Annotated in this window: 22 protein-coding genes; 6 read left to right on the top strand and 16 right to left on the bottom strand. The window is 63.5% G+C overall.

Annotated elements, in window-relative coordinates; translation table 11 throughout:
• Positions 1 to 10 precede the first annotated feature (10 nt).
• Positions 11 to 1,309, bottom strand: a complete 1,299-nt coding sequence (locus GTP55_RS18490; protein WP_161046324.1) for an MFS family transporter — start codon at positions 1,307 to 1,309, stop codon at positions 11 to 13.
• A 153-nt stretch (positions 1,310 to 1,462) separates the two neighbouring features.
• Here GTP55_RS18490 and GTP55_RS18495 point away from each other — a divergent pair, with 153 nt between their 5' ends.
• Positions 1,463 to 1,897 (top strand): DUF2177 family protein, encoded by a 435-nt coding sequence (locus tag GTP55_RS18495; protein ID WP_202423775.1) that lies wholly within the window; start codon positions 1,463 to 1,465, stop codon positions 1,895 to 1,897.
• On the opposite strand, the gene GTP55_RS18500 is transcribed toward GTP55_RS18495, so the two are convergent.
• The 8 genes from GTP55_RS18500 to GTP55_RS18535 are packed head-to-tail and all read right to left on the bottom strand — an operon-like array spanning position 1,894 to position 8,704.
• The gene (locus GTP55_RS18500; RefSeq protein ID WP_202423776.1) at positions 1,894 to 2,319 is read right to left on the bottom strand and encodes a nuclear transport factor 2 family protein; all 426 of its coding nucleotides are present in this window, start codon (positions 2,317 to 2,319) and stop codon (positions 1,894 to 1,896) included. The two genes, GTP55_RS18495 and GTP55_RS18500, sit on opposite strands and share 4 nt — an antisense overlap.
• Entirely contained in the window at positions 2,316 to 3,092 is a 777-nt protein-coding gene (locus GTP55_RS18505; protein WP_161046325.1) for an SDR family NAD(P)-dependent oxidoreductase, read from the bottom strand. Before GTP55_RS18505 ends, GTP55_RS18500 begins: the two co-directional genes overlap by 4 nt.
• Entirely contained in the window at positions 3,080 to 3,625 is a 546-nt protein-coding gene (locus GTP55_RS18510) for a DUF3833 domain-containing protein (RefSeq protein WP_161046326.1), read from the bottom strand. The genes GTP55_RS18505 and GTP55_RS18510 overlap by 13 nt, the downstream gene beginning before the upstream one ends.
• Positions 3,622 to 4,902 (bottom strand): MFS transporter, encoded by a 1,281-nt coding sequence (locus tag GTP55_RS18515; RefSeq protein ID WP_371868385.1) that lies wholly within the window; start codon positions 4,900 to 4,902, stop codon positions 3,622 to 3,624. The genes GTP55_RS18510 and GTP55_RS18515 overlap by 4 nt, the downstream gene beginning before the upstream one ends.
• On the bottom strand, positions 4,839 to 5,489 hold the full coding sequence (locus GTP55_RS18520) for a chalcone isomerase family protein (RefSeq protein ID WP_229258036.1): 651 nt from the start codon (positions 5,487 to 5,489) through the stop codon (positions 4,839 to 4,841). The genes GTP55_RS18515 and GTP55_RS18520 overlap by 64 nt, the downstream gene beginning before the upstream one ends.
• A complete protein-coding gene (locus GTP55_RS18525) occupies positions 5,458 to 6,663 on the bottom strand; it encodes an SAM-dependent methyltransferase (RefSeq protein ID WP_161046328.1) in 1,206 nt (401 codons plus the stop codon). Before GTP55_RS18525 ends, GTP55_RS18520 begins: the two co-directional genes overlap by 32 nt.
• Entirely contained in the window at positions 6,660 to 7,424 is a 765-nt protein-coding gene (locus GTP55_RS18530) for a DUF1365 domain-containing protein (protein ID WP_161046329.1), read from the bottom strand. The genes GTP55_RS18525 and GTP55_RS18530 overlap by 4 nt, the downstream gene beginning before the upstream one ends.
• Entirely contained in the window at positions 7,421 to 8,704 is a 1,284-nt protein-coding gene (locus tag GTP55_RS18535; RefSeq protein WP_161046330.1) for an NAD(P)/FAD-dependent oxidoreductase, read from the bottom strand. The genes GTP55_RS18530 and GTP55_RS18535 overlap by 4 nt, the downstream gene beginning before the upstream one ends.
• Positions 8,705 to 8,801: 97 nt before the next feature.
• Here GTP55_RS18535 and GTP55_RS18540 point away from each other — a divergent pair, with 97 nt between their 5' ends.
• The gene (locus GTP55_RS18540) at positions 8,802 to 9,404 is read left to right on the top strand and encodes a TetR/AcrR family transcriptional regulator (RefSeq protein WP_161046331.1); all 603 of its coding nucleotides are present in this window, start codon (positions 8,802 to 8,804) and stop codon (positions 9,402 to 9,404) included.
• A 76-nt stretch (positions 9,405 to 9,480) separates the two neighbouring features.
• On the opposite strand, the gene GTP55_RS18545 is transcribed toward GTP55_RS18540, so the two are convergent.
• From GTP55_RS18545 to GTP55_RS18565, 5 genes are read right to left on the bottom strand one after another with little or no spacing between them, the layout of a single operon-like run.
• The gene (locus GTP55_RS18545) at positions 9,481 to 10,644 is read right to left on the bottom strand and encodes an ABC transporter substrate-binding protein (protein WP_161046332.1); all 1,164 of its coding nucleotides are present in this window, start codon (positions 10,642 to 10,644) and stop codon (positions 9,481 to 9,483) included.
• 35 nt (positions 10,645 to 10,679) lie between these two features.
• Positions 10,680 to 11,387, bottom strand: coding sequence for an ABC transporter ATP-binding protein (locus tag GTP55_RS18550; protein ID WP_161046333.1), 708 nt, complete (start codon positions 11,385 to 11,387; stop codon positions 10,680 to 10,682).
• Positions 11,374 to 12,138: an ABC transporter ATP-binding protein gene (locus tag GTP55_RS18555; protein WP_161046334.1), complete on the bottom strand. Its 765-nt coding sequence runs from the start codon at positions 12,136 to 12,138 to the stop codon at positions 11,374 to 11,376. Before GTP55_RS18555 ends, GTP55_RS18550 begins: the two co-directional genes overlap by 14 nt.
• Positions 12,131 to 13,123, bottom strand: a complete 993-nt coding sequence (locus tag GTP55_RS18560) for a branched-chain amino acid ABC transporter permease (protein ID WP_161046335.1) — start codon at positions 13,121 to 13,123, stop codon at positions 12,131 to 12,133. Before GTP55_RS18560 ends, GTP55_RS18555 begins: the two co-directional genes overlap by 8 nt.
• On the bottom strand, positions 13,123 to 13,986 hold the full coding sequence (locus GTP55_RS18565; RefSeq protein WP_161046336.1) for a branched-chain amino acid ABC transporter permease: 864 nt from the start codon (positions 13,984 to 13,986) through the stop codon (positions 13,123 to 13,125). The genes GTP55_RS18560 and GTP55_RS18565 overlap by 1 nt, the downstream gene beginning before the upstream one ends.
• 121 nt (positions 13,987 to 14,107) lie before the next feature.
• Between GTP55_RS18565 and GTP55_RS18570 the strand changes: the two genes are divergently transcribed.
• Both GTP55_RS18570 and GTP55_RS18575 read left to right on the top strand, forming a co-directional pair.
• Positions 14,108 to 14,866 carry an IclR family transcriptional regulator gene (locus tag GTP55_RS18570; protein WP_229258037.1) on the top strand — a complete coding sequence of 253 codons (759 nt, stop codon included), beginning with the start codon at positions 14,108 to 14,110 and terminating at the stop codon, positions 14,864 to 14,866.
• A gap of 59 nt (positions 14,867 to 14,925) precedes the next feature.
• The gene (locus tag GTP55_RS18575) at positions 14,926 to 16,023 is read left to right on the top strand and encodes a calcium:cation antiporter (protein ID WP_161046337.1); all 1,098 of its coding nucleotides are present in this window, start codon (positions 14,926 to 14,928) and stop codon (positions 16,021 to 16,023) included.
• On the opposite strand, the gene GTP55_RS18580 is transcribed toward GTP55_RS18575, so the two are convergent.
• The gene (locus tag GTP55_RS18580; protein ID WP_161046338.1) at positions 15,996 to 16,433 is read right to left on the bottom strand and encodes a cupin domain-containing protein; all 438 of its coding nucleotides are present in this window, start codon (positions 16,431 to 16,433) and stop codon (positions 15,996 to 15,998) included. The two genes, GTP55_RS18575 and GTP55_RS18580, sit on opposite strands and share 28 nt — an antisense overlap.
• An 87-nt stretch (positions 16,434 to 16,520) precedes the next feature.
• On the opposite strand from GTP55_RS18580, the gene GTP55_RS18585 reads away from it, so the two are divergent.
• Positions 16,521 to 17,660: an SMEK domain-containing protein gene (locus tag GTP55_RS18585; protein WP_161046339.1), complete on the top strand. Its 1,140-nt coding sequence runs from the start codon at positions 16,521 to 16,523 to the stop codon at positions 17,658 to 17,660.
• Between the two features lie 2 nt (positions 17,661 to 17,662).
• Here GTP55_RS18585 and GTP55_RS29885 read toward each other — a convergent pair whose 3' ends face one another.
• On the bottom strand, positions 17,663 to 17,902 hold the full coding sequence (locus GTP55_RS29885) for a helix-turn-helix domain-containing protein (RefSeq protein WP_229258038.1): 240 nt from the start codon (positions 17,900 to 17,902) through the stop codon (positions 17,663 to 17,665).
• A gap of 388 nt (positions 17,903 to 18,290) precedes the next feature.
• Between GTP55_RS29885 and GTP55_RS18595 the strand changes: the two genes are divergently transcribed.
• The gene (locus GTP55_RS18595; protein WP_161046455.1) at positions 18,291 to 18,485 is read left to right on the top strand and encodes a DUF1653 domain-containing protein; all 195 of its coding nucleotides are present in this window, start codon (positions 18,291 to 18,293) and stop codon (positions 18,483 to 18,485) included.
• The last annotated feature ends 97 nt before the right edge of the window (positions 18,486 to 18,582 follow it).

Consider the following 18,582-nt stretch of genomic DNA (forward strand, 5'->3'; position numbering starts at 1 on the left):
AGTGTAACGCTTAGTGATCCGTGTGCAGGTACGACGGCGTTTTCGGCAGTCGCATGCTGAACAGGAAGGCCACCACCATCATGATGGTCACGTAGGTGAAGAAGCCGGTTTCATGGCCGGCATTCTTGAACGACAGCGCGACGAATTCCGCCGAACCGCCGAAGATGGCGTTGGCAATCGCATACGAGAAACCGACGCCCAGCGCGCGCACTTCCGGCGGGAACATCTCGGCCTTCACCAGCCCTCCGATCGAGGTGTACAGGCTGACGATGGCCAGCGCTACGGTAATCAGCGCAAAAGCCACATACGGGCTGCTATTGCCGTGCAACATGGCCAGGATCGGGTAGGTGCCCAGCGCGCCGAGGCCGCCGAACAACATCATCGAATGGCGGCGGCCGATCCGGTCGGCCAGCATGCCGAACAGCGGCTGCATGCACATATACAGGAACAGCGCGCCGGTCATCACCACGCTGGCGGTCTTGGGCGCCATGCCGGAGGTATTGACCAGGTACTTCTGCATATAGGTGGTGAAGGTGTAGAAGATCAGCGAACCGCCGGCGGTGTAGCCGATCACCGTGATGAAGGCGGCGCGGTGGTTCCTGAAGATGCCGGCCAGCGTGCCGGCTTCCTTGTGGCTCATGTCCTCGGCCTTGATGGTTTCATGCAGCGTGCGGCGCAGCACCAGCGAAATCAGCGCGGCAATCGCGCCGACCACGAACGGAATGCGCCAGCCCCAGGCTTTCAGGTCGGCTTCGGTCAGGAACTGCTCCATGATCACCACCGTCAGCACGGCCAGCAACTGGCCGCCGATCAGCGTCACGTACTGAAACGATGAGAAGAAACCGCGCTGGCCGCGCAGCGCCACTTCGCTCATGTAGGTGGCGGTGGTGCCGTATTCGCCGCCGACCGACAGTCCCTGGAACATGCGGATCAGCAGCAGCAGGATCGGCGCCGCCACGCCGATGGTGGCGTAGGTCGGCAGCACGGCAATCGCCAGCGAGCCGCCGCACATCATCAGCACGGAGATCACCATCGACTTTTTGCGGCCGACGCGGTCGGCAATGCGGCCGAAGATCCAGCCACCGATGGGGCGCATCAGGAAGCCGACGGCAAACACGGCGGCGGATTTCAGGAATTCTGCGGTGGCGTTCCCGCTGGGGAAAAACTGGCTGGCGAAGTAAATCGAGGCGAAGGAGTAGACGTAGAAGTCAAACCATTCCACCAGGTTGCCGGAGGAGGCGCTGATGATGGCAAACACGCGTTTGCGTTTTTCTTCAGCGGTGTAGTGAGGTTGTTCGGTAACGGTCATTGTTGTTTTCTCTTGGCTGAACTTGCGGCCGATTGTAAAGCATCTCGCTAAATGCTGCAGGAGGGCAAAGGGATGAAATGTGCAATGGCAGACGGAACGCCGGCACCGATATCGGCTACCATGGGCTCATCTATCCGTGATTGAGGAATTCCAATGTCCGCTTCCGCCCAAGTTCAGGCACTGAGTGTGCAGCAATGGTTGTTTGCGTACGGCGGCGCCTTGCTGGTGCTGCTGGTGCTGGACGCACTGTGGATCGGCCTGTACATGGCGTCCGCCTACAAGGAGGCGCTGGGCGACTTGATGCTGCCGCAGCCGCGCATCGCGGCAGCGGCGGCGTTTTATCTGGTGTATGCGGTCGGGGTGGTGTTCCTGGCGGTGGCGCCCGGCTTGCGCGCCATCAGCTGGCAGACGGCGGCGCTGCACGGCCTGGTGCTGGGCTTGATCGCCTACGGCACCTACGACCTGACCAATTATTCGATCCTCAAGGTATGGCCGCTGGGACTGTCGCTGGCGGATATCGCCTGGGGCGGCTTTCTGACGGCATCGGCGGCCACTGCCGGCTGGTTCGTCGCCAACCGCTGGGCTTAAGCCACTTTAACGGCGAAGCGCCGCCGCAGCCAGCGGATCGGCGCGCCGACCAGTGGCAGCTTCTGCAGCAGTTCTTCGGCGGCGTCCCAATAATCGCGGTGCAGCGTGACCAGACCGTCGGCGTTGAAGTGGAAATGCGTGCCGCCGGCGATTTCATATGTGTGCCCGCGCAGCGTGCAGACAAACGTCCACGTCACAAACGCCCGTTCCGCTTGCACGATGCGCTCGCCGATAACGAAGTGCGGGTGGTCGGTGTGCTCGAACATATGGCGCAGGATGGCTTCGATCGCACCGACCCCGCGCACGTCGTTGAACGGGTCGCGGAAGTGGGCGTCGACGGCGTAAAACTCCGCTGTCCGGTGCAGGTTGTGCGGCGTTAGCGCGGCGTACCAGGTGAGCAGCGGCTCCAGCTTGTCGATCATGGCCGAACCAGTCGTGACACCAAAGGGAATCGCAGGCGGTAAGGTAGCCAGCGCACCAGCTTCATCGCCAGGGTGAAGCGGCGCGGGAAGTGAATTTCAAAACGACCGGCGGCGATGCCGTGGCGGATTGCGCGCGCTGCTTCGGTTGGCGTTTGCAGGGCCGGCATGGTGAATTCGTTCTTGGCTGTCAGCGGCGTCTGCACGAAGCCGGGATTGATCAGGTAGACGCTGAGTCCGCGTGGCCGCAAGTCGACATACAGTAACTCGGCCAGGTTGATCAGCGCGGCTTTGGTGGGGCCGTACACGCTGGCGTTGGGCAGTCCGAAATAGCCGGCGACGCTGGCAACGATGGCGATGCCGCCATTGCCGCGCGCCAGCATCGCCGGCAGGACGGTGGCCAGGCCGGTATAGACGCTGCCCAGATTGGTTTCCAGCATCTGCGAGGCGCGCTTCGGATCGACTTCCCAGCTGCGTTCCGGCCGGTAGTCGGCGGCACAGAAGATGATCAGGTCGACGCCGCCGAAGGTGTCGCAAATGTGCGCGTGGCGTTGGCTCCAGGCGTCGCGGTCGAGGATGTCGATCGGCACCACCAGCGCCTGCGGGTGCTCGCCGGCGACCGCTTGCAGGCGCTCAGCGCGCCGCGCCGACAGCGCGACGCGGGCGCCGGCCTGCAGCGCTTCCGTGGCCAGCGCCGCGCCGATGCCGCTGGAAGCGCCGATCAGCCATACACGCAGGCCCGCCCAGTCGCGGACAGGGGTATTCAAGGGTTGCATCCGCGCCTCCGGAAGGTCAGCGTCACTTGGCCGAACTCGATGCCGAACTTGCGCATGCTGGCGCGGTTCATCATGGTGCAGCGGTCGATCAGGAACATCCAGTCATCGAACTGCATTTCGTAAGTGGTGCCGTCGACCGGCAGCAGCAATGTGTATTGCCAGCGCAGCGCGTTGCCCGCCGCCGTACCCTGGGCCTCGCCCTTGACGTCGGCCGCCGTACCGCGCCAGCGTTGCTCGCCATTGTCGCCGCCGTCGCGCACCAGCCGCCAGACGCGCTGCTGGGTGGTGCCGTCGTCGTAGCGGAAGCGTTCGTCCAACACCAGTGTGTCCTGCTGCCGGCTGCCGGTAATTTCAACATGGAAGCGTTTGGTCACCTCGCCGTTGCGTTTCTGGAATATGCCCCAGGCGTCGGTGACGCCGCCAAAGTACTCGGCCGGGTCCAGCGCGGGCGTCGCCGCCCGGTATTGCTGGACATCGGGACCGGCGCAGCCGGCCAGCAGGGCTGCCAGCAAAGTTGGAATCCAGCGTTTCATGTGGTACTCCCGGTGGTGAATGATACGGAGGTGGTGAAGCGGCCCAATGCGGCCATCGCCAGCAGTTTGAACAGGCAGGGCAGCACGGCGTAGGCCACCACCAGGCTGGCGCCGCCGCCGTGGCCGGGAATGTAGTCCAGCCACGCCAGCAAGGGCAGCGTGAGGCCGGCGACGGCCAGCGCCAGTTTGCCGAGCAGGGTGAACAGGCCGAAGCCGGCGCCGAGCCGGTCGCCAAGCGCTTGCCCCAGCAATACTGGCGGCAGCGCCAGGTCGGCGCCCAGCGCGGCGCCGGCGGCGATGCATACTGCTGCGTAGGCAATCAGGTCGCCTTTGCCGAGCATGGCGGCGCCGCAGAAGCCGGCCACCGACAGCAGCATGCCCAGCCGCCAGCAGCGCAGCGGGCCCCATTTGCGGGCCAACGCGGTCCAGGCCGGCAGACCGCAGGCGGCGGCGCCGAAATAGCAGGCCAGGAAGATGCCGGACAGTTGTGGCGCCCCTAGTTGATCGGCGATGTAGAACAGCGCCAGCGTTGCCGGTATTGCGACCGACAACGCATTCAGGAAATACGGCAGCAGCAGCGCGCGCAGTGGACGGTTGCCGGCCAGTGCGCGCCAGGTATCACGCCAGCCGGCGGACGCCTCGCGTTGCGGTGCGGCCGGCGCACGCCGCAGCAGGGCCAGCATGGCAATCGCCGTGACCAGTGCGAACGCCAGGCTGTAGGCGATAAGGCGGGGACGAACCTGCGCCGGGTCGCCGGCCAGAATGGCGGCAGGAATGAGGCTGGCTGTCAGCATGCCGGCCAGTCCCAGGCCTTCGCGCCATGCCACCGCGCCGAGCGTTCCGCTCAGCTGCGCGCCCCACGCGAGGTAGGCGATGTTGACCAGGCTGTGCGCGCCGTAGGCGATCACCAGCATGAGCGCCAGCCAGGCGCCGGTGGGCACGCTGGATGGCGGCAGCCACAGCGCGGCAAATGCCAGCACCAGCACGCCGGCGCCGAGCGTCATCCAGCGCCGGCGCCGGGCCGGCGCGCGGTCCAGCAGATGGCCCAGGAGTGGGTCTTGCAGCATGTCGATCAGGCGCGCGGCGAACAGCACGACGCCCAGCGGCGCCAGCGCCATGCCGAGGTGGGTGGCGTAGTAGGCTGGCAGTTGCACGAACAGCGGCAGCGCCGCCATCGCCAGCGGTGCGCCTAGCAGGCCGTAGGCGGCGTTGCTCATGGCGTGGCTCCCGTCAGGCGCTGGCGCAGTTTGCGGTCGCGGCTGTCTGGATTGAGCCAGATGTCGAAGAAGGCGCGGGCGAGGGCGTCGTCGTCCACGTCGGCGAGCAGGCGTTGGCGGTCGTATAGCTGCATGCCACGGCCTGGCTGGTAGACGCCAATCAGTTCGTCGCCCTCGCTGACGTCGACAAAGGCCGATGTCAGCAGTGCTTCCCAGCGCGACAGGGTGGCGGGCGGGATCGGCGCGCGGCTGAGGCGGCGGATTTCATCCATGCTGGTGGATACCAGCCGCTGCCGGCTGATATGCCGGTAGTAGCTGAGCTGCAGCGCGAACGGCTGGCCAGCGTCGAACGGCTTGCTGGCCGACCACAGGGTGGCGCGGTAGATGCGCAGGCCGAACCACGTCATGTCGCCGCTGCCGAGTGCTTGTGCTTGCGGCAGCGTGGCGCGCCACGGCGCTGCGTCGGCGGCGGTCGCGCTGGCCGCGGCGCCGGGGGCTGACGCTACTCCGCTTGCGCCGGCGCTCACGCTCATGACAGCGCCCATGGCCTGCGCCGCCGCAGTCAGGCTGAACGCGGCGCCGGCCAGCAGTGCCGCGCGCAGCAGGCGCCGGCGGTCAGGCTTTGTGCAAATGGAATTGAACAACATCGGTCCGGCCCTCGTCGAATGCAGCTTCGCAGTATGCGAAATACAGGTCCCATATGCGCATGAAATGGGTGTCCAGGCCGAGTGCGCTCGATTGCACAGCGGTAGCGTGATAGGCGGCCCGCCAGCGGCGCAGGGTTTCGGCGTAATCGCGGCCGAAGCCGAAATGTTCCGTGCAGCAAAGGCCGGCTTCGGCGGCGTGCTGCTCAAACCGCGCTACGCTGGGCAGCATGCCGCCCGGGAAGATGTACTCCTGAATGAAGTCCGCCGTGCTGCGATAGCGCTCAAAGTGGCGCTCGTCGATGGTGATCGACTGCACCAGCGCTTGGCCGCCGGGTTTCAGGCGCGTCGCCAGCGTGTCGAAATATTCCGACCAGTAGCGTTCGCCTACCGCTTCAAACATTTCAATCGACACCACCGCGTCGTAGGTGCCGTCGATGTCGCGGTAGTCGCGCAGCTCCAGTTGCGCCAGCTTGCCCAGGCCGGCGACATCGATACGGCGGCGTGCGATCTCCAGCTGCGACGGCGAAATCGTTACGCCGTGCACCTGGATGCCCTGGCGCGCCGCCTGTTCCGCAAAGCCGCCCCAGCCGCAGCCCACTTCCAGCACGCGGTCGCCGGCGCGCAGGCCCAGCGTGTCGATGATGCGCTGGTATTTGCGGTGCTGCGCCTGCTCCAGCGGCTGGCTATAGTCGCCGTCGAAGATGGCGGCTGAATAAGTCCAGCTCGGGTCCAGCCACAGCCGGTAGAAATCGTTGCCGATATCGTAGTGGCTGTGAATATTGCGACGGCTGCCGCTGCGGGTATTCGGCCGCAGCCAATGGCGCAGGCGATACCAGCAGCGCGCCAGCACACCGCCAAACAGCGCCGGCTCCAGCGCCGCCTCGTTTTTCAGCGCCAATCGCAGCAGCGCGACCAGATCCGGGCTGCTGATCCAGCCGGCGGCCCACGCTTCGGCCAGACCGATGTCGCCGGCGCGCAGGATGCGGCCGCAGGCGCGCCAGTCATGCAATTCCAGCGAGGCGGCGGGGCCGGCATGGGCGTTGCCAAATACCATGCGCGTATGGTCGGGCGTGATCAGTTCCAGATGGCCGTGGCGCAGGCGGCCCAGCAGATTCAGGAACACCCGCGCGGCGGCGGGGGCGCCCTGCGTGGTGGTCGACAGCGTTTGACTCATGGGAGCGGCTCCTGGTGAACGGTAATATGGGGAAGGGAACGCGGCGGCTTGCCGAAGAAGGGCACGCCCTTCAGCCATAACCGCAGCGCTTGCCAGTGAATGCGAAAAACGATGCCGATTCCCAGCAGCGGATAGCGCACCAGGGCGGCCGCAGCTGCGGCGCTGCTCATCGGCTGCGCCTGGCCGGACAGGGTGGTGCGAATCAGCAAGCCCTGCTCGTCGTGATAATCGATGGCGGCATGGGCGAGCTCGGCCTGCAGGCGGAAGCGGAAGCGGTAACTGCCGCGCGTCTCGCAGAACGGCGACACGTGCATCTGCTTCTGGCAAGCGCCGTGGGCGTGGCCGTCCAGTTGCAGCAGATAGCGGTGCGTCTCGCCGAAAGTGTTGTTGACCTCGGCCAGCACCGCGCGCAGGCGGCCGCCGGCGTCATGGCAATGCCAGAAACTGACCGGATTGAAGACGTAGCCGAAAACGCGGGGGAAAGTTTGCAGCCAGATTTCGCCATCGGCCTCGATGCCGTGCGTAGCCAGCAACGCGCGCATCCACTGTTGCAGATCGCTGCCGTCGCGCGGGCCGTAGTCGCGGGTGCGGATCGACAACGGGCGGCGGCGGTCGATGCCGAACCATGGCGACTGGCAATCGTCGAGCCGCGCCAGATTCACCCGCACATAAAACACCGGGTAGACAAAGCGGTGAAAGACGGGCCGCAGGCGCGCATGCATCACGCGCGCGTGCACCAGTTGGGCGGCTGGCGACTTCATGGCAGCGACATCCACGCGGGCGCGGCATCGAAGGCGGCGGCGATGCGCAGCGCTGATTTCAAGCCGTCTTCATGGAAGCCGTAGCCGGTCCACGCGCCGGCATACCACAGGCCGTTTGTGCCCTGGATGCGCGCCAACGCCTGCTGGGCGTCGATGGCCGGCTGGTCCATGATCGGATGATCGTACTCAAAGCGCGCCAGCACGGTATCGGCCGCCGGTGGGGTCGGCGGATTAAGCGTGACCACTACCGGCGTGCTGAACGGCAGGCTTTGCAGCTGATTCAGCCAGTAGCTGACGCACACCGGGCGGCTGCCATCCGTCTGGTGCGTCGACAGATAGTTCCATGCCGACCACACCTTGCGCCGTTGCGGCATCAGGCGCGCATCGGTGTGCAGCCAGGCGGTGTTGGGCTGGTAGCGCACCGCGCCCAGAATAGCGCGCTCATCGGCGCTGGCGTCGGACAGCATGGCCAGCGTGGCCGGCGCATGGGTGGCCAAGACCACCGCGTCAAAGATTTCCGTTTGCGCGCCGGTCTCGACCAGCACCTGGCCGTCGACGCGGCGCAGCGACCGCACCGGTGTCTTCAGCCGGTAATCGGCCAGCGTGGCGGCGATCGCCTGCACGTAGTTGCGCGAGCCGCCGCGTACGGTGCGCCATTGCGGCCGGTCGTTGACCTGCAACAGCGCGTGATTCAGGCAAAAACGCAGGAAGGTCGCCGCCGGAAACGCCAGGATGTCGCTTGGCGAGCTGGACCAGATGGCCGCCGCCATCGGCAGCAGGTAACCATCGCGGAACAGGCGGCCGTAGCCCTGGCGTGTCAGCAGTTCGCCCAGCGTGGCGCCATCGGCCGCGCTGCGCAACAGGAATTCCTCGGCATGGCCGTTGAAATGCAGGATGTCGCGCAGCATGCCGAGGAAGGCCGGCGAGAGCGCGTTGCGGCGCTGGGCGAACACCGTGTCGAGATTGGTGCCGGCCCATTCGAGCGCGCCGCCGTCCATGGAAACGCCAAACGACATATCGCTGGCGATGCTCTGCACGCCGAGTTCATCGAGCAGCGCGATCAGGTTCGGATAGGTTTTCTCGTTATACACCAGGAAACCGGTATCCACGGCGCAATGCTGTCCTTCGACCTGGATGTCCACCGTATTGGCATGGCCGCCCAGATAGCTGCCGGCCTCAAACAGCACCACGTCGTGCCGGCGCTGCAGGAAGTAGGCGGCGGCCAGGCCGGAAATGCCGGCGCCGACGATGGCGATGCGTTGCTTGCGTTGCGTTTGCATGGTTGTTTTGGGCGGATGATCGCCTGTTTATCTACCGGTGTGCTAATATTACTACTAATAAATCAGAAACGCTACTGATTAGTAGCGAAACGTACCAATGAGTATTCTCTCCAAATTCAGCTTCAAAGACCAGGCGTTTAAACTGCGCGAGAGCGCCATCCTGGACGCGACCACCTCGGTACTGGGCAGCAAGGGCTATGACTTGATGACCATGGACGATGTGGCGGGCGCCGTTGGCATCTCCAAACCCAGCCTGTACAAGCACTTCAAATCCAAGGAAGAACTGGTGGGCGAGGCGTTGATCCGCCTGCTGGACGGCGCCATCGATCAGATGGCGGCGATGGATGCAACGCTGACGCCGGTGCAGAAACTGTCGGCCCTGCTGGAGTGGGCGCTACGGGTGCGGCTGGCCGGCGGCCTGCCATTCCTGCCGTCGACCAGCCCGCATGTGCGGGATATGTTGATGCGCAACGTCAAATACATGCTGCGCGTGGTCAAGCTGAACCGCCAGCTGGAAGGGCTGGTCAAGCAGGCGCAGAAGGACGGCGACCTGAACGCCGCCTTGCCGAGCGACGTGATCCTGTTCAGCTACTATGCCCGCACCTGCGATCCCGCCGTGGAATTCCTGAGCAAATTCAGCAAGATGAGCGATGACGCCATCGTGCAGCACATGCTGACGGTGGCGTTCAAGGGCCTCTGACGTCATTCCCGCACACGCGGGAATCCATGCGCCGCTTGCAAGCCAGCGCAGTGAGGATGCCCGCAATTGCGCAGAACTATTGGCCGGCGGCGCTAGAGCGCAGCAGCTGGCCTTTCAGCTTGCCGTTTTCCACCGACGCCACAATGGCGTTGACGATGGAACCGCCCTTGGCGTCCAGTCCTTCCACGCTGGCCGGATTGTATTGTCCCGGCAGCTTGCGGAAGGCCTGATCCATCTGCGCGCGGATGGCGGTGGCGTCGCTGACGGTGCCGGCCAGCTTCATCGCTGCAATGGTGGCGTGCACTGCGGTGTAGTTGAGCGCCACTTCGCTGCTGGGGTCCTTGCCCTCGTTCAGCTTGCGGTAGCGCGAGGTGAAGGCGACCGCATCCGGCCGGTCGTCGCCGCTCATCGGCATCACGCCGACCGCGCCCTCCAGCGTACTGTAACCGCCGGTGATCTTCGCCATCTCGTCCAGCTTGGCCTGGTCCAGCACGATGAACGCGCCCTTGAAGCCCAGTTCGCGCGCCTGCTTGGCCACCAGTGCGGTCGGTTCCGACGCGCCGCCGATGAACAGCACATCCGGCTTGGCCTGGATCACGCGGCTGACGCCGCTGTAGAAGTCGGCCGCCTTGTTATATGACATCGGATTATCCGCCACCACTTTGCCGCCCGCCGCTTCCCACGCCGGCTTGAAGGCGGCTGACCAGGCCTTGGCGTAGTCGTGATCGGCCTGGGCCAGCGCCACGTTCTTGCCGTATTTGCTCATCGCCGCCTTGATGAAGGGCGAGATATAAGTAGTGAAGTCGGGCGGAATGCGCACCGTCAGCTTGTTGCCGCGCTCGGTCGCGGCAGGCAGGCTGGTGTAGGCCAGCAGCAGTACCTTCAGTTTTTCATTGGCGGCCTGCGCCGCGAATACGCCTCCAGAATGCGGCACCAGCACGGCGGCGGTCTGGTGCTGCTGCACCAGGCGTTGCAGGTTGATGCCGGTTTCGCTGGGGTTGTACTTGTCGTCCAGTGCGACGATCTCGACCTTGTAGCGCTTGCCGGCGATCTCGACCGGTGCCGCGCTGATTTCCGCAGCGGCCATCTGCATGCCGTTCAGCACGCTCTTACCGTACAGCGCGGCGCCGCCGCTCAGCGGGCCGGAATAGCCGATCTTGATGGTGTCCTGCGCATACGCGCCGCCGACGGCCAGGCTCAGCGCAAGCGCTACTGCTTTGAAGCGGGGGAATTGGTACATGGTACGTCTCCTTCATTATAAGTATGACCACAATGCTAGGCGCCGATATAGGCCTTGCGCACTTGCTCGTTGCCGAGCAATTCTTCACGACTTCCTTCCAGGACGATCCGGCCCTGTTCGATGACGTAGGCGCGGCTGGCGATATTCAGCGCCGCATAGGCGTTCTGTTCCGCCAGCAGCACCGTGGTGCCGGCTTGATTGATGCGGGCGATGATCTCGAACATCTGCCTGACCACCAGCGGCGCCAGCCCGAGCGACGGTTCATCCAGCAGCAGCGCCTTGGGCCGGCCCATCAGCGCGCGGCCGATGGCCACCATCTGCTGCTGGCCGCCGGATAGCGACCCGGCCGGGCAGTCCTTCTTTTCATGCAGGATGGGGAACAGCGCAAACACTTCATCGAGCAGGCGCTGGCTGCCCTTGCCGTCGCGCCGGTGGACGTAGCCGCCCAGCGTCAGGTTCTTCAGCACCGACATGCCCGGGAACAGCTTGCGGCCTTCCGGGCAATGCACCAGGCCATCCTCGACAATCTGCGACGGCTTGCGGCCGACCAGTTCTCGTCCGCCGAAGCGGATGCTGCCGCCGCTGGCGCGCTGCAAGCCGCTCACGGCGTGGAAGATGGAGCTTTTGCCGGCGCCGTTGGCGCCAAGCAGCACCACCAGTTCACCCTCGTCGGCGTGGATGTCGACACCGTGCAGCGCCTGGAAGTTGCCGTAGAGCAGCGATACCTTGTCAAGCGTGAGCATGGTCGCTCCCGAGGTAGGCTTCGATGACGACCGGGTTGGCGCGCACTTCGGCCGGCGTGCCTTCGGCGATCTTTTCGCCGTAGTTCAGCACCAGGATCTTGTCGGCCAGGTTCATGATCATGTCCATCTTGTGTTCGATCAGGCAGATGGTCAGGCCGCTGCGCTTCATTTTGCGGATCAGGTCGGCGAGGCCAACGGTCTCTTCCGGATTGACGCCGCCGGCTGGCTCGTCCAGCAACAGCAGCGTAGGATCGGTGGCCAGTGCCAGCGCGAAGGCGACGCGTTTGCGCTCTTCCTGCGAAATGTCGCCGGCCAGCCGCGCCTCGATGTGCGCCAGACCGACGAAATCCAGCGCCTCGCGGGCCTTGCGGCGGCAGGCGGCTTCCTCGTCGCGCAGGCGGCGGGTGCCGACTATCACGTCCAACAGGTTGGATCGGGTGCGCAGGCGGTGGCCGACGATCAGGTTGTCTACCACGCTGGCGTTGTCGAACAGCGTGGTGGACTGGAAGGTACGGCCGACGCCGATGCACGCCATCTGGTCGGCGCGCAGACCGGTGACGTCGCGGCCATCGATGACGATGCGGCCCTCGCTGAGCGGCATCGCGCCGCTGATCAGATTGAAGAAGGTGGTCTTGCCGGCCCCGTTCGGCCCGATGATGGCGTTGATGGTGCCGCGCTCGAAGCCGACGCTGATGCCATTGACGGCGGTTAGCCCGCCGAAGCGTTTGGTCACGGAAGTCAGTTCAAGCACGGCTGACTCCTTCACTGGTGACCAGGGGCACCGGCGGCGCGGCCGCCTGTTGCGCCGCCTTGCGCTTGCGCCGCGCCATCCACGTGCCGACGATGCCATGCGGCAGGAAGATCACCAGCGCCACCAGCATCGGGCCGAACACCACGAAGCGGTAGTCTTGCAGGAACTGCAACTGCTGCGTCAGCCACGGCATGCCGATCGCACCCAGCAGCGGACCGGCCATGGTGCCGATGCCGCCGATCAGCATATACATCGTCATGTCGAAGGTATGCTCGACGCTGGCCAGCTCGGGGCCGAGGAAGCGCACATAGCCGGCATACAGTCCGCCCGCCAGTCCCGCAAAGAACACCGACAGCATGAAGGCCAGCAGCTTGTTGCGCATCAGGTTGATGCCGAGCGCCTGCGCCAGCTCGTCGCCGTTGCGGATCGCCACAAAAGTGCGGCCCAGCAGCGAGTTGACGATGCGGTGCATGAGCCACATGCTCAGCGCCAGGAACAGCAGCACCAGATAGTACTGGGTGCGCGGCTCGGCGAAGTCGAGGCCGAACACCGACTCCGGCGCCGGAATGCCGACGATGCCGCCGCTGCCGTGGGTCAGGCTGTCCCATTTCTCGATCAGCAGGAACATGATGTAGCCGACGCACATGGTAAAGATCGAGAAGAAGTGCGTCTTCAGGCGCAGCGAGACCAGGCCGATGAAGAAGCCGAGGCCGGCCGCCACCACGCCGGACAATGCAAACGCGACCCAGAACGGCAGCTGGTAATCCACGGTCAGGATGCCGACCGTGTAGGCGCCGACCGCCATAAAACCGCTGTGCGCCAGGTTGAACTGGCCGGTGTAGCCGGTGATCAGGTTGAGGCCGACGGTGGCAATCGCATAGATGTAGGCGGTCGACATCACGGTCAGGTGATAATCGTTGCCGGCCATGAAAGGAAAGGCCAGACCCAGCGCCAGCAGCGCGCTCCAGCCGATTTTGGCGTTCATCAGTACGCTCCTTTGCGGAACAGGCCTTCCGGACGCAGCGACAAAATCGCCACCAGCAGCACAAAGGCGATGATGTCCTTGTAATCAGTGGAGATATAGAACGCGCCGAAGGACTCGGCAAAGCCAATGATCAGCCCGCCGGCAATCGCACCCGGCACGCTGCCCATGCCGCCCAGCACGATAATCACGAAGGCCTTGGTAATCACCAGATGGCCCATCGAGCTGTAGACCAGGTTGATCGGCGCATACAGCACCGCAGCCATCGCAGCCAGCACGCCGGCGATGGCAAAAGTCAGCATCGCCACGCGGTTGGCGTCGATGCCGACCAGCGCCGCGCCGTCACGGTTCTGCGCCATGGCGACGATGGTGGCGCCGGTGATGGTCTTTTTCAGGAATAGCTGCAACAGCAGCACCAGCACAAATGCCGCCACGATAATCAGCAACCGCTGCGCCGGCAGGGTGACATCGCCAAAGGACAGGATCTGGGAATAGGGCGTGGCCATGCGATGGAAGTCCGCACCCCACAGCGCCTGCACGCCGGATTCCAGGAACAGCAGGATGCCGATCGACGCGATCATGTGATGCAGGTAGGGAGCATTGCGCAGCGGATGGAACACCAGCCGCTCCGCCAGCACGGACAGCAACGCCACAGCCAGCGCGGCACCGGCCATCGCCAGCCAGTAGTGGAAACCCAGGCGGTCGATCAGGAAGAAGGCGGCATATGCCCCCGCCATGTAGAAAGCGCCATGGGCAAAGTTGGGCACATGCAGAATGCCGTAGACCAGCGTCAGGCCCAGCGCCACCAGGCAATAGACGCCGCCCAACGTCAGTCCATTGAGGACCTGTTGCAGGAATAACTCCATCGTGTCTCCATCATTATAGTTAGTTTTGCTGTGCGAAACTGTATTGTGTAAAATGGAATAGCACGAGCGTACGGCATTTTTAAAGGCCGGGCAAATGGTTTTTTTACAACAGGGAATGGCGATGCAGGCAGGTCTCGAAGAACGGTATTTCATCACGGCACTGGCGCGTGGTCTCGAGGTGCTGGGGTGCTTCCGCGTGGCCGATAAAGGGCTGAGCAACCAGCAGATCGCCGAGCGCTGCGGCTTGCCGAAGTCGACCATCACCCGCATCACCTACACGCTGACCCGGCTCGGCTATCTGGCACAGGACGCCAATCACAAATACGTGTTGGGCACGGCTACGCTGCGGCTGGGCAGCACCATGCTGCAAGGACTGGATATCCGCGAACTGGCGCGGCCGATGATGCAGGCGCTGGCCGATTCGACCGGCACCACGGTGGCCATCGCCGTACGCGACCGGCTGTCAATGATTTATGTGGATGTGTGCCGCAGCACGGCGGCGTTGTCGTTGTCGCTACAGGTCGGCGCGCGGCTGCAACTGGCGGCCTCGGCGATCGGGCGGGCTTATCTGGCCAAGGCGTCGGCAGCGGAGCGCCAGGAAATACTCAGCCGCAGCCGGGAGCTGGATGACACGGTCTACGACAGCATGCGGCAAGGCGTGGCGCGCGCGCTGCACGATGAGGCGGACTTCGGCTGCGCCACCTCGTTCGGCGAATGGCAGCAGGACATCAACGGCATCGCCGTCAGCTTCATGCCGATCTCGGGCGGGCAGCGCATGTCGATCAACTGCGGCGGGCCGTCGTCCAGCATCTCGCAGGAATATTTGCTGGACGAAGTCCGCCCGCGGCTGATCGCCATCGCCCGGCGACTGGAATCCTGAACCCGAAAAGTCTGCTATCTGTGCTAAGGTTGCCGCTGTTACCACAGTGAGCCTCGCACATGAAGATACAAGCCTCTCTCCCTATCTGGACCATCGCTGCACCCGTGCTGGGGTGGCTGGCTATCGGCGGAAAGTCGCTGTTCGGCGGGGATGGCGCGCCGTCGGTGCTGATGCTGGTGGTGCTGGCCGCCTGTTTGTTCGGCGGCGTGCTGGCGGCGGTGTTCCATGCCGAAGTGGTGGCGCACAAGATCGGTGAACCGTTCGGCACACTCGTGCTGGCGGTGGCGGTGACCTCGATCGAGGTGGCGCTGATCGTTTCGCTGATGGTGGCGGGCGGGGCCGAAACGACCGGGCTGGCGCGCGATACCGTGTATGCGGCGGTGATGCTGATCCTGAACGGTATGGTCGGGCTGTGTCTGCTGGCGGGCGGCGGCCGGCATGGCGAGCAAAGCTTTACGGCCACCGGCGTGTCGGCCGCGCTGGCGACGCTGGCGGCGATTTCGGTGCTGACCATGGTGCTGCCCAATTACACCATTACCACACCGGGCCCATCCTACAACAGCAGCCAGCTGATTTTTATCGCGGTGATTTCGCTGGTCCTGTACGGCACGTTTGTGCTGGTGCAGACGGTGCGGCATCGCGAATATTTCCTGCCACAGGAAGGCGCGGCCGCCGAGGATGAGCATGCGCCGGTGGCCTCGTCGCGCATGGCCTGGATCAGCGGCGCATTGCTGCTGGCTTGCCTTGGCTCCGTGGTGTTGCTGGCGAAGTCCTTGTCGCCGTCACTGGAAGCCGCAGTGCTAAAGATGGGTGCGCCGAAAGCGCTGGTGGGGATCATCATCGCGGCCGTGGTGCTGCTGCCGGAAGGCATCGCCGCCTTCCAGGCCGCGCGCGCCAACCGCCTGCAAACCAGCCTGAATCTGGCGCTCGGTTCGGCCCTGGCCAGCATCGGCCTGACGATCCCCTGCGTGGCGATTGTCGCATTGATGAACGGCTGGACGCTGACGCTGGGCATCGACATCAAATCCACGGTGCTGTTGCTGCTGTCGCTGATCGTCACCTCGTTGTCGCTGACCGGCGGCCGGACCACGATCATGCAGGGTACGATCTTGCTGACGATTTTTGCGGTCTACCTGTTCGTGACCATCGTTCCTTGATCAGGTTGCGCGCCACCGTCGCCAGGAACCGCGCCCTGGACGCGCTGCGCCGCCTCGATAATCACATAGTGCTTGCGGACCGGTTCGATCACCTCAAACACCCCCTTGAACCCGGAGGGGATCACCATGGCGTCGCCGGGTCCGGCTTCGGCGGCGTTGCCATACTCGTCGATGACGCGGCAACGGCCTTCTAGCACATAGAAATACTCGTCCTTGTTTTCGGCGAAAGCGATGCGCCAGCTGCCGCGTTCGCAGGCCCAGATTCCAGCGTTAACCTCGTTGCTGGCGCTGGTGAAATGATTCCAGGTCGTGCGCCGCGGATTGCCCTCCAGCCGGCGCTCTTCACGCGGATAGTCGTATTCGGGCGGCGGGGACTGAAGGCGGAATTGGGTAATGGTCGGCGTATTCATGGCGGAAGTTTAGCAGTTCAGAGATAGCGGCGGCGGTCGCTGAGATCATGATAGGATGGTTGAATCGCTATTAAGTAAATTTGTTCAATGTCGAACGTCGATGAACTGATAAAAAGATTTACAGATCGTATTTGGCTGCACGAAAACAGAACACGCTCACTTGCGAAAGCGAATCTGTTAGATCGCGCCGTCTTGTCAGAGCCGTTCTGCCGTGACATTGTCAATATCCTCCTGACGCGCGCATTCAAAAGTACTAACACTCGGCGTGCCAATGCCGACACAATCGATTTAGATGACGACACCCCCCCTCCGGTGTGTGCGCAAGTTACGATCAGGCAGGATCGCGCCAAAATTGATGAGACGCTAAAGCAGTTCTTTGAGAAAAATCTGCATAACAAATATGACGAGATTTACTTCTTCATTATTGGCGCAAAGCCCGATTACGATGAAAAGAAACGATTCCTCAGCGCTGACGGTTTCCTTTTTAAACCCGCTATCCACGTCATTTCTATCCCCGAGATGATCAAAATGGCTGCCGCTCTTCCCCTTGAACGTTTGGAGGCGCTGGTGGCAACCGCAGAAAAACATCTGGACAAGCGCGGAAAAGCGGTTGGCTGGTGGAGACGGAACGCCGTGGCGGGATGCGTAGCGGCGCTGACGCTTGCTATGGGCTTGTTCGCCGGCTATAAGATAAATCTCGGTGCTGAACGCACGGTTGTGATTCCGGGTGCCAATGCGTTGGAGCAGCAGATCAACCGCGCGAAGATGGAGGGGATTACGACAACGCTGTCAAGCGCGCAGTTTGTGGAGGCGTATGTGTTTGCCCGCCCTAGCTTGAGCCGTGACAGCCTGGAGCAAATGGGCGACCAAGTTGCATTGTCCAACGCCTCACCGCTGGAGCCTGAAGGCCAGGATCTGGTTTTTGCTGCCGGGCGTTGCCGTTTTTTAGGGCATGTTAAATGGCAGGACTTGTCTGCCCTCACTGCGCGGGCTGTAATCACGGTTATCAGCTGCCAGTTGGATAACCGCGATACCTACGAACTCGGAAACTACGATGGTCCGGGAATCGGCATGGTGGTGCGCGCTGCCACGCCGGCTATCCCAGATCTGCAACTGATCAAGGAGGACCGCGCTTTTACGCTGCCGGCTAATGAAAAATATGTGATACGTTTTACGCAGCCAATTCATCAGCTCCACCCCTCAGGAAAGTCTGCCATCGCCTGGTAAGGTCAGAGATAGCGGCGGTAGGCGGAGGGGGGCTCGCCGAAGGCGCGCTTGAACAGGTTGATGAAGGCGCTGGCGGTGGAGTAGCCGAGGTCCAGCGCTACGGTCCGCACCGGCACGTCTTGCGCCAGCAGTTCCAGCGAGCGCAACAGGCGGGCGCGCTGGCGCCATGCATTCGCCGACAGCCCCGGCAAGAACCGTATCGAGTCGCTACGCAATCCGGACCACGACGCACGGCTCGGCATGCTGTTCATCTTTCCCGGACTGGAGCTGTTCATGCGCATCAACGGTCGTGGCCGGGTATCGACCGATGCGGCGCTGCTAGAACAGTTCAGCGAAGGCGGCTGTGTGCCGAAAACCGTCACCGTGGTGGACATCGACGAAGTGCTACTCCACTGCGGCAAAGCCATCAACCGCGCCAAACTGTGGAGCCCGGATTCGCAACTGGATCGCGCGGCCCTGCCGACCGTCGGCCAGATGATCGCCAAATTCAGCAAACTGGCCGATCCCAAAGCCGAGATGGACGAGGCGCAGGTGGCACAAGTCGATCAGCACTACCAACACTCGGTACTACATGACCTGTCTAGCGCGGCGGCAGGTAGAATGCCGTCTTTTATTCCAGGGAGATACACCATGCGATTCCGGCACTACAAAGGCGGCGAGTACGAATTGGTCTGCGAAGCCACGATGGAGGCCGATCTGACGCCGCTGATCGTCTACCGCGCCGCCAACGGCGGCATCTGGTGCCGTCCGCGCGCCGTGTTCTTCGAGGAAGTCGAAGTGGACGGCAAACGCGTGCCACGCTTTGCGCCGATTATTGAGGCCTGAGCAAAAAGTACGGCGCACGGTCGATGTTGTCGCGTAAAATAATTGGTTCCATTGACCGTTTATTTTTCTATGCCATCCTCTGCGCCGCTTCATACTT

The sequence above is a fragment of the Duganella margarita genome (assembly GCF_009857535.1).
GTDB lineage: Bacteria > Pseudomonadota > Gammaproteobacteria > Burkholderiales > Burkholderiaceae_D > Rugamonas > Rugamonas margarita.

What these genes read in the sequence shown, in the direction of transcription:
- GTP55_RS18490 (WP_161046324.1), bottom strand. Translation starts at nt 1,309, where the DNA reads ATGACCGTTACCGAACAACCTCACTACACCGCTGAAGAAAAACGCAAA.
- GTP55_RS18495 (WP_202423775.1), top strand. Translation starts at nt 1,463, where the DNA reads ATGTCCGCTTCCGCCCAAGTTCAGGCACTGAGTGTGCAGCAATGGTTG.
- GTP55_RS18500 (WP_202423776.1), bottom strand. Translation starts at nt 2,319, where the DNA reads ATGATCGACAAGCTGGAGCCGCTGCTCACCTGGTACGCCGCGCTAACG.
- GTP55_RS18505 (WP_161046325.1), bottom strand. Translation starts at nt 3,092, where the DNA reads ATGCAACCCTTGAATACCCCTGTCCGCGACTGGGCGGGCCTGCGTGTA.
- GTP55_RS18510 (WP_161046326.1), bottom strand. Translation starts at nt 3,625, where the DNA reads ATGAAACGCTGGATTCCAACTTTGCTGGCAGCCCTGCTGGCCGGCTGC.
- GTP55_RS18520 (WP_229258036.1), bottom strand. Translation starts at nt 5,489, where the DNA reads ATGTTGTTCAATTCCATTTGCACAAAGCCTGACCGCCGGCGCCTGCTG.
- GTP55_RS18525 (WP_161046328.1), bottom strand. Translation starts at nt 6,663, where the DNA reads ATGAGTCAAACGCTGTCGACCACCACGCAGGGCGCCCCCGCCGCCGCG.
- GTP55_RS18530 (WP_161046329.1), bottom strand. Translation starts at nt 7,424, where the DNA reads ATGAAGTCGCCAGCCGCCCAACTGGTGCACGCGCGCGTGATGCATGCG.
- GTP55_RS18535 (WP_161046330.1), bottom strand. Translation starts at nt 8,704, where the DNA reads ATGCAAACGCAACGCAAGCAACGCATCGCCATCGTCGGCGCCGGCATT.
- GTP55_RS18540 (WP_161046331.1), top strand. Translation starts at nt 8,802, where the DNA reads ATGAGTATTCTCTCCAAATTCAGCTTCAAAGACCAGGCGTTTAAACTG.
- GTP55_RS18545 (WP_161046332.1), bottom strand. Translation starts at nt 10,644, where the DNA reads ATGTACCAATTCCCCCGCTTCAAAGCAGTAGCGCTTGCGCTGAGCCTG.
- GTP55_RS18550 (WP_161046333.1), bottom strand. Translation starts at nt 11,387, where the DNA reads ATGCTCACGCTTGACAAGGTATCGCTGCTCTACGGCAACTTCCAGGCG.
- GTP55_RS18560 (WP_161046335.1), bottom strand. Translation starts at nt 13,123, where the DNA reads ATGAACGCCAAAATCGGCTGGAGCGCGCTGCTGGCGCTGGGTCTGGCC.
- GTP55_RS18565 (WP_161046336.1), bottom strand. Translation starts at nt 13,986, where the DNA reads ATGGAGTTATTCCTGCAACAGGTCCTCAATGGACTGACGTTGGGCGGC.
- GTP55_RS18570 (WP_229258037.1), top strand. Translation starts at nt 14,108, where the DNA reads ATGCAGGCAGGTCTCGAAGAACGGTATTTCATCACGGCACTGGCGCGT.
- GTP55_RS18575 (WP_161046337.1), top strand. Translation starts at nt 14,926, where the DNA reads ATGAAGATACAAGCCTCTCTCCCTATCTGGACCATCGCTGCACCCGTG.
- GTP55_RS18580 (WP_161046338.1), bottom strand. Translation starts at nt 16,433, where the DNA reads ATGAATACGCCGACCATTACCCAATTCCGCCTTCAGTCCCCGCCGCCC.
- GTP55_RS18585 (WP_161046339.1), top strand. Translation starts at nt 16,521, where the DNA reads ATGTCGAACGTCGATGAACTGATAAAAAGATTTACAGATCGTATTTGG.
- GTP55_RS29885 (WP_229258038.1), bottom strand. Translation starts at nt 17,902, where the DNA reads ATGCCGAGCCGTGCGTCGTGGTCCGGATTGCGTAGCGACTCGATACGG.
- GTP55_RS18595 (WP_161046455.1), top strand. Translation starts at nt 18,291, where the DNA reads ATGCGATTCCGGCACTACAAAGGCGGCGAGTACGAATTGGTCTGCGAA.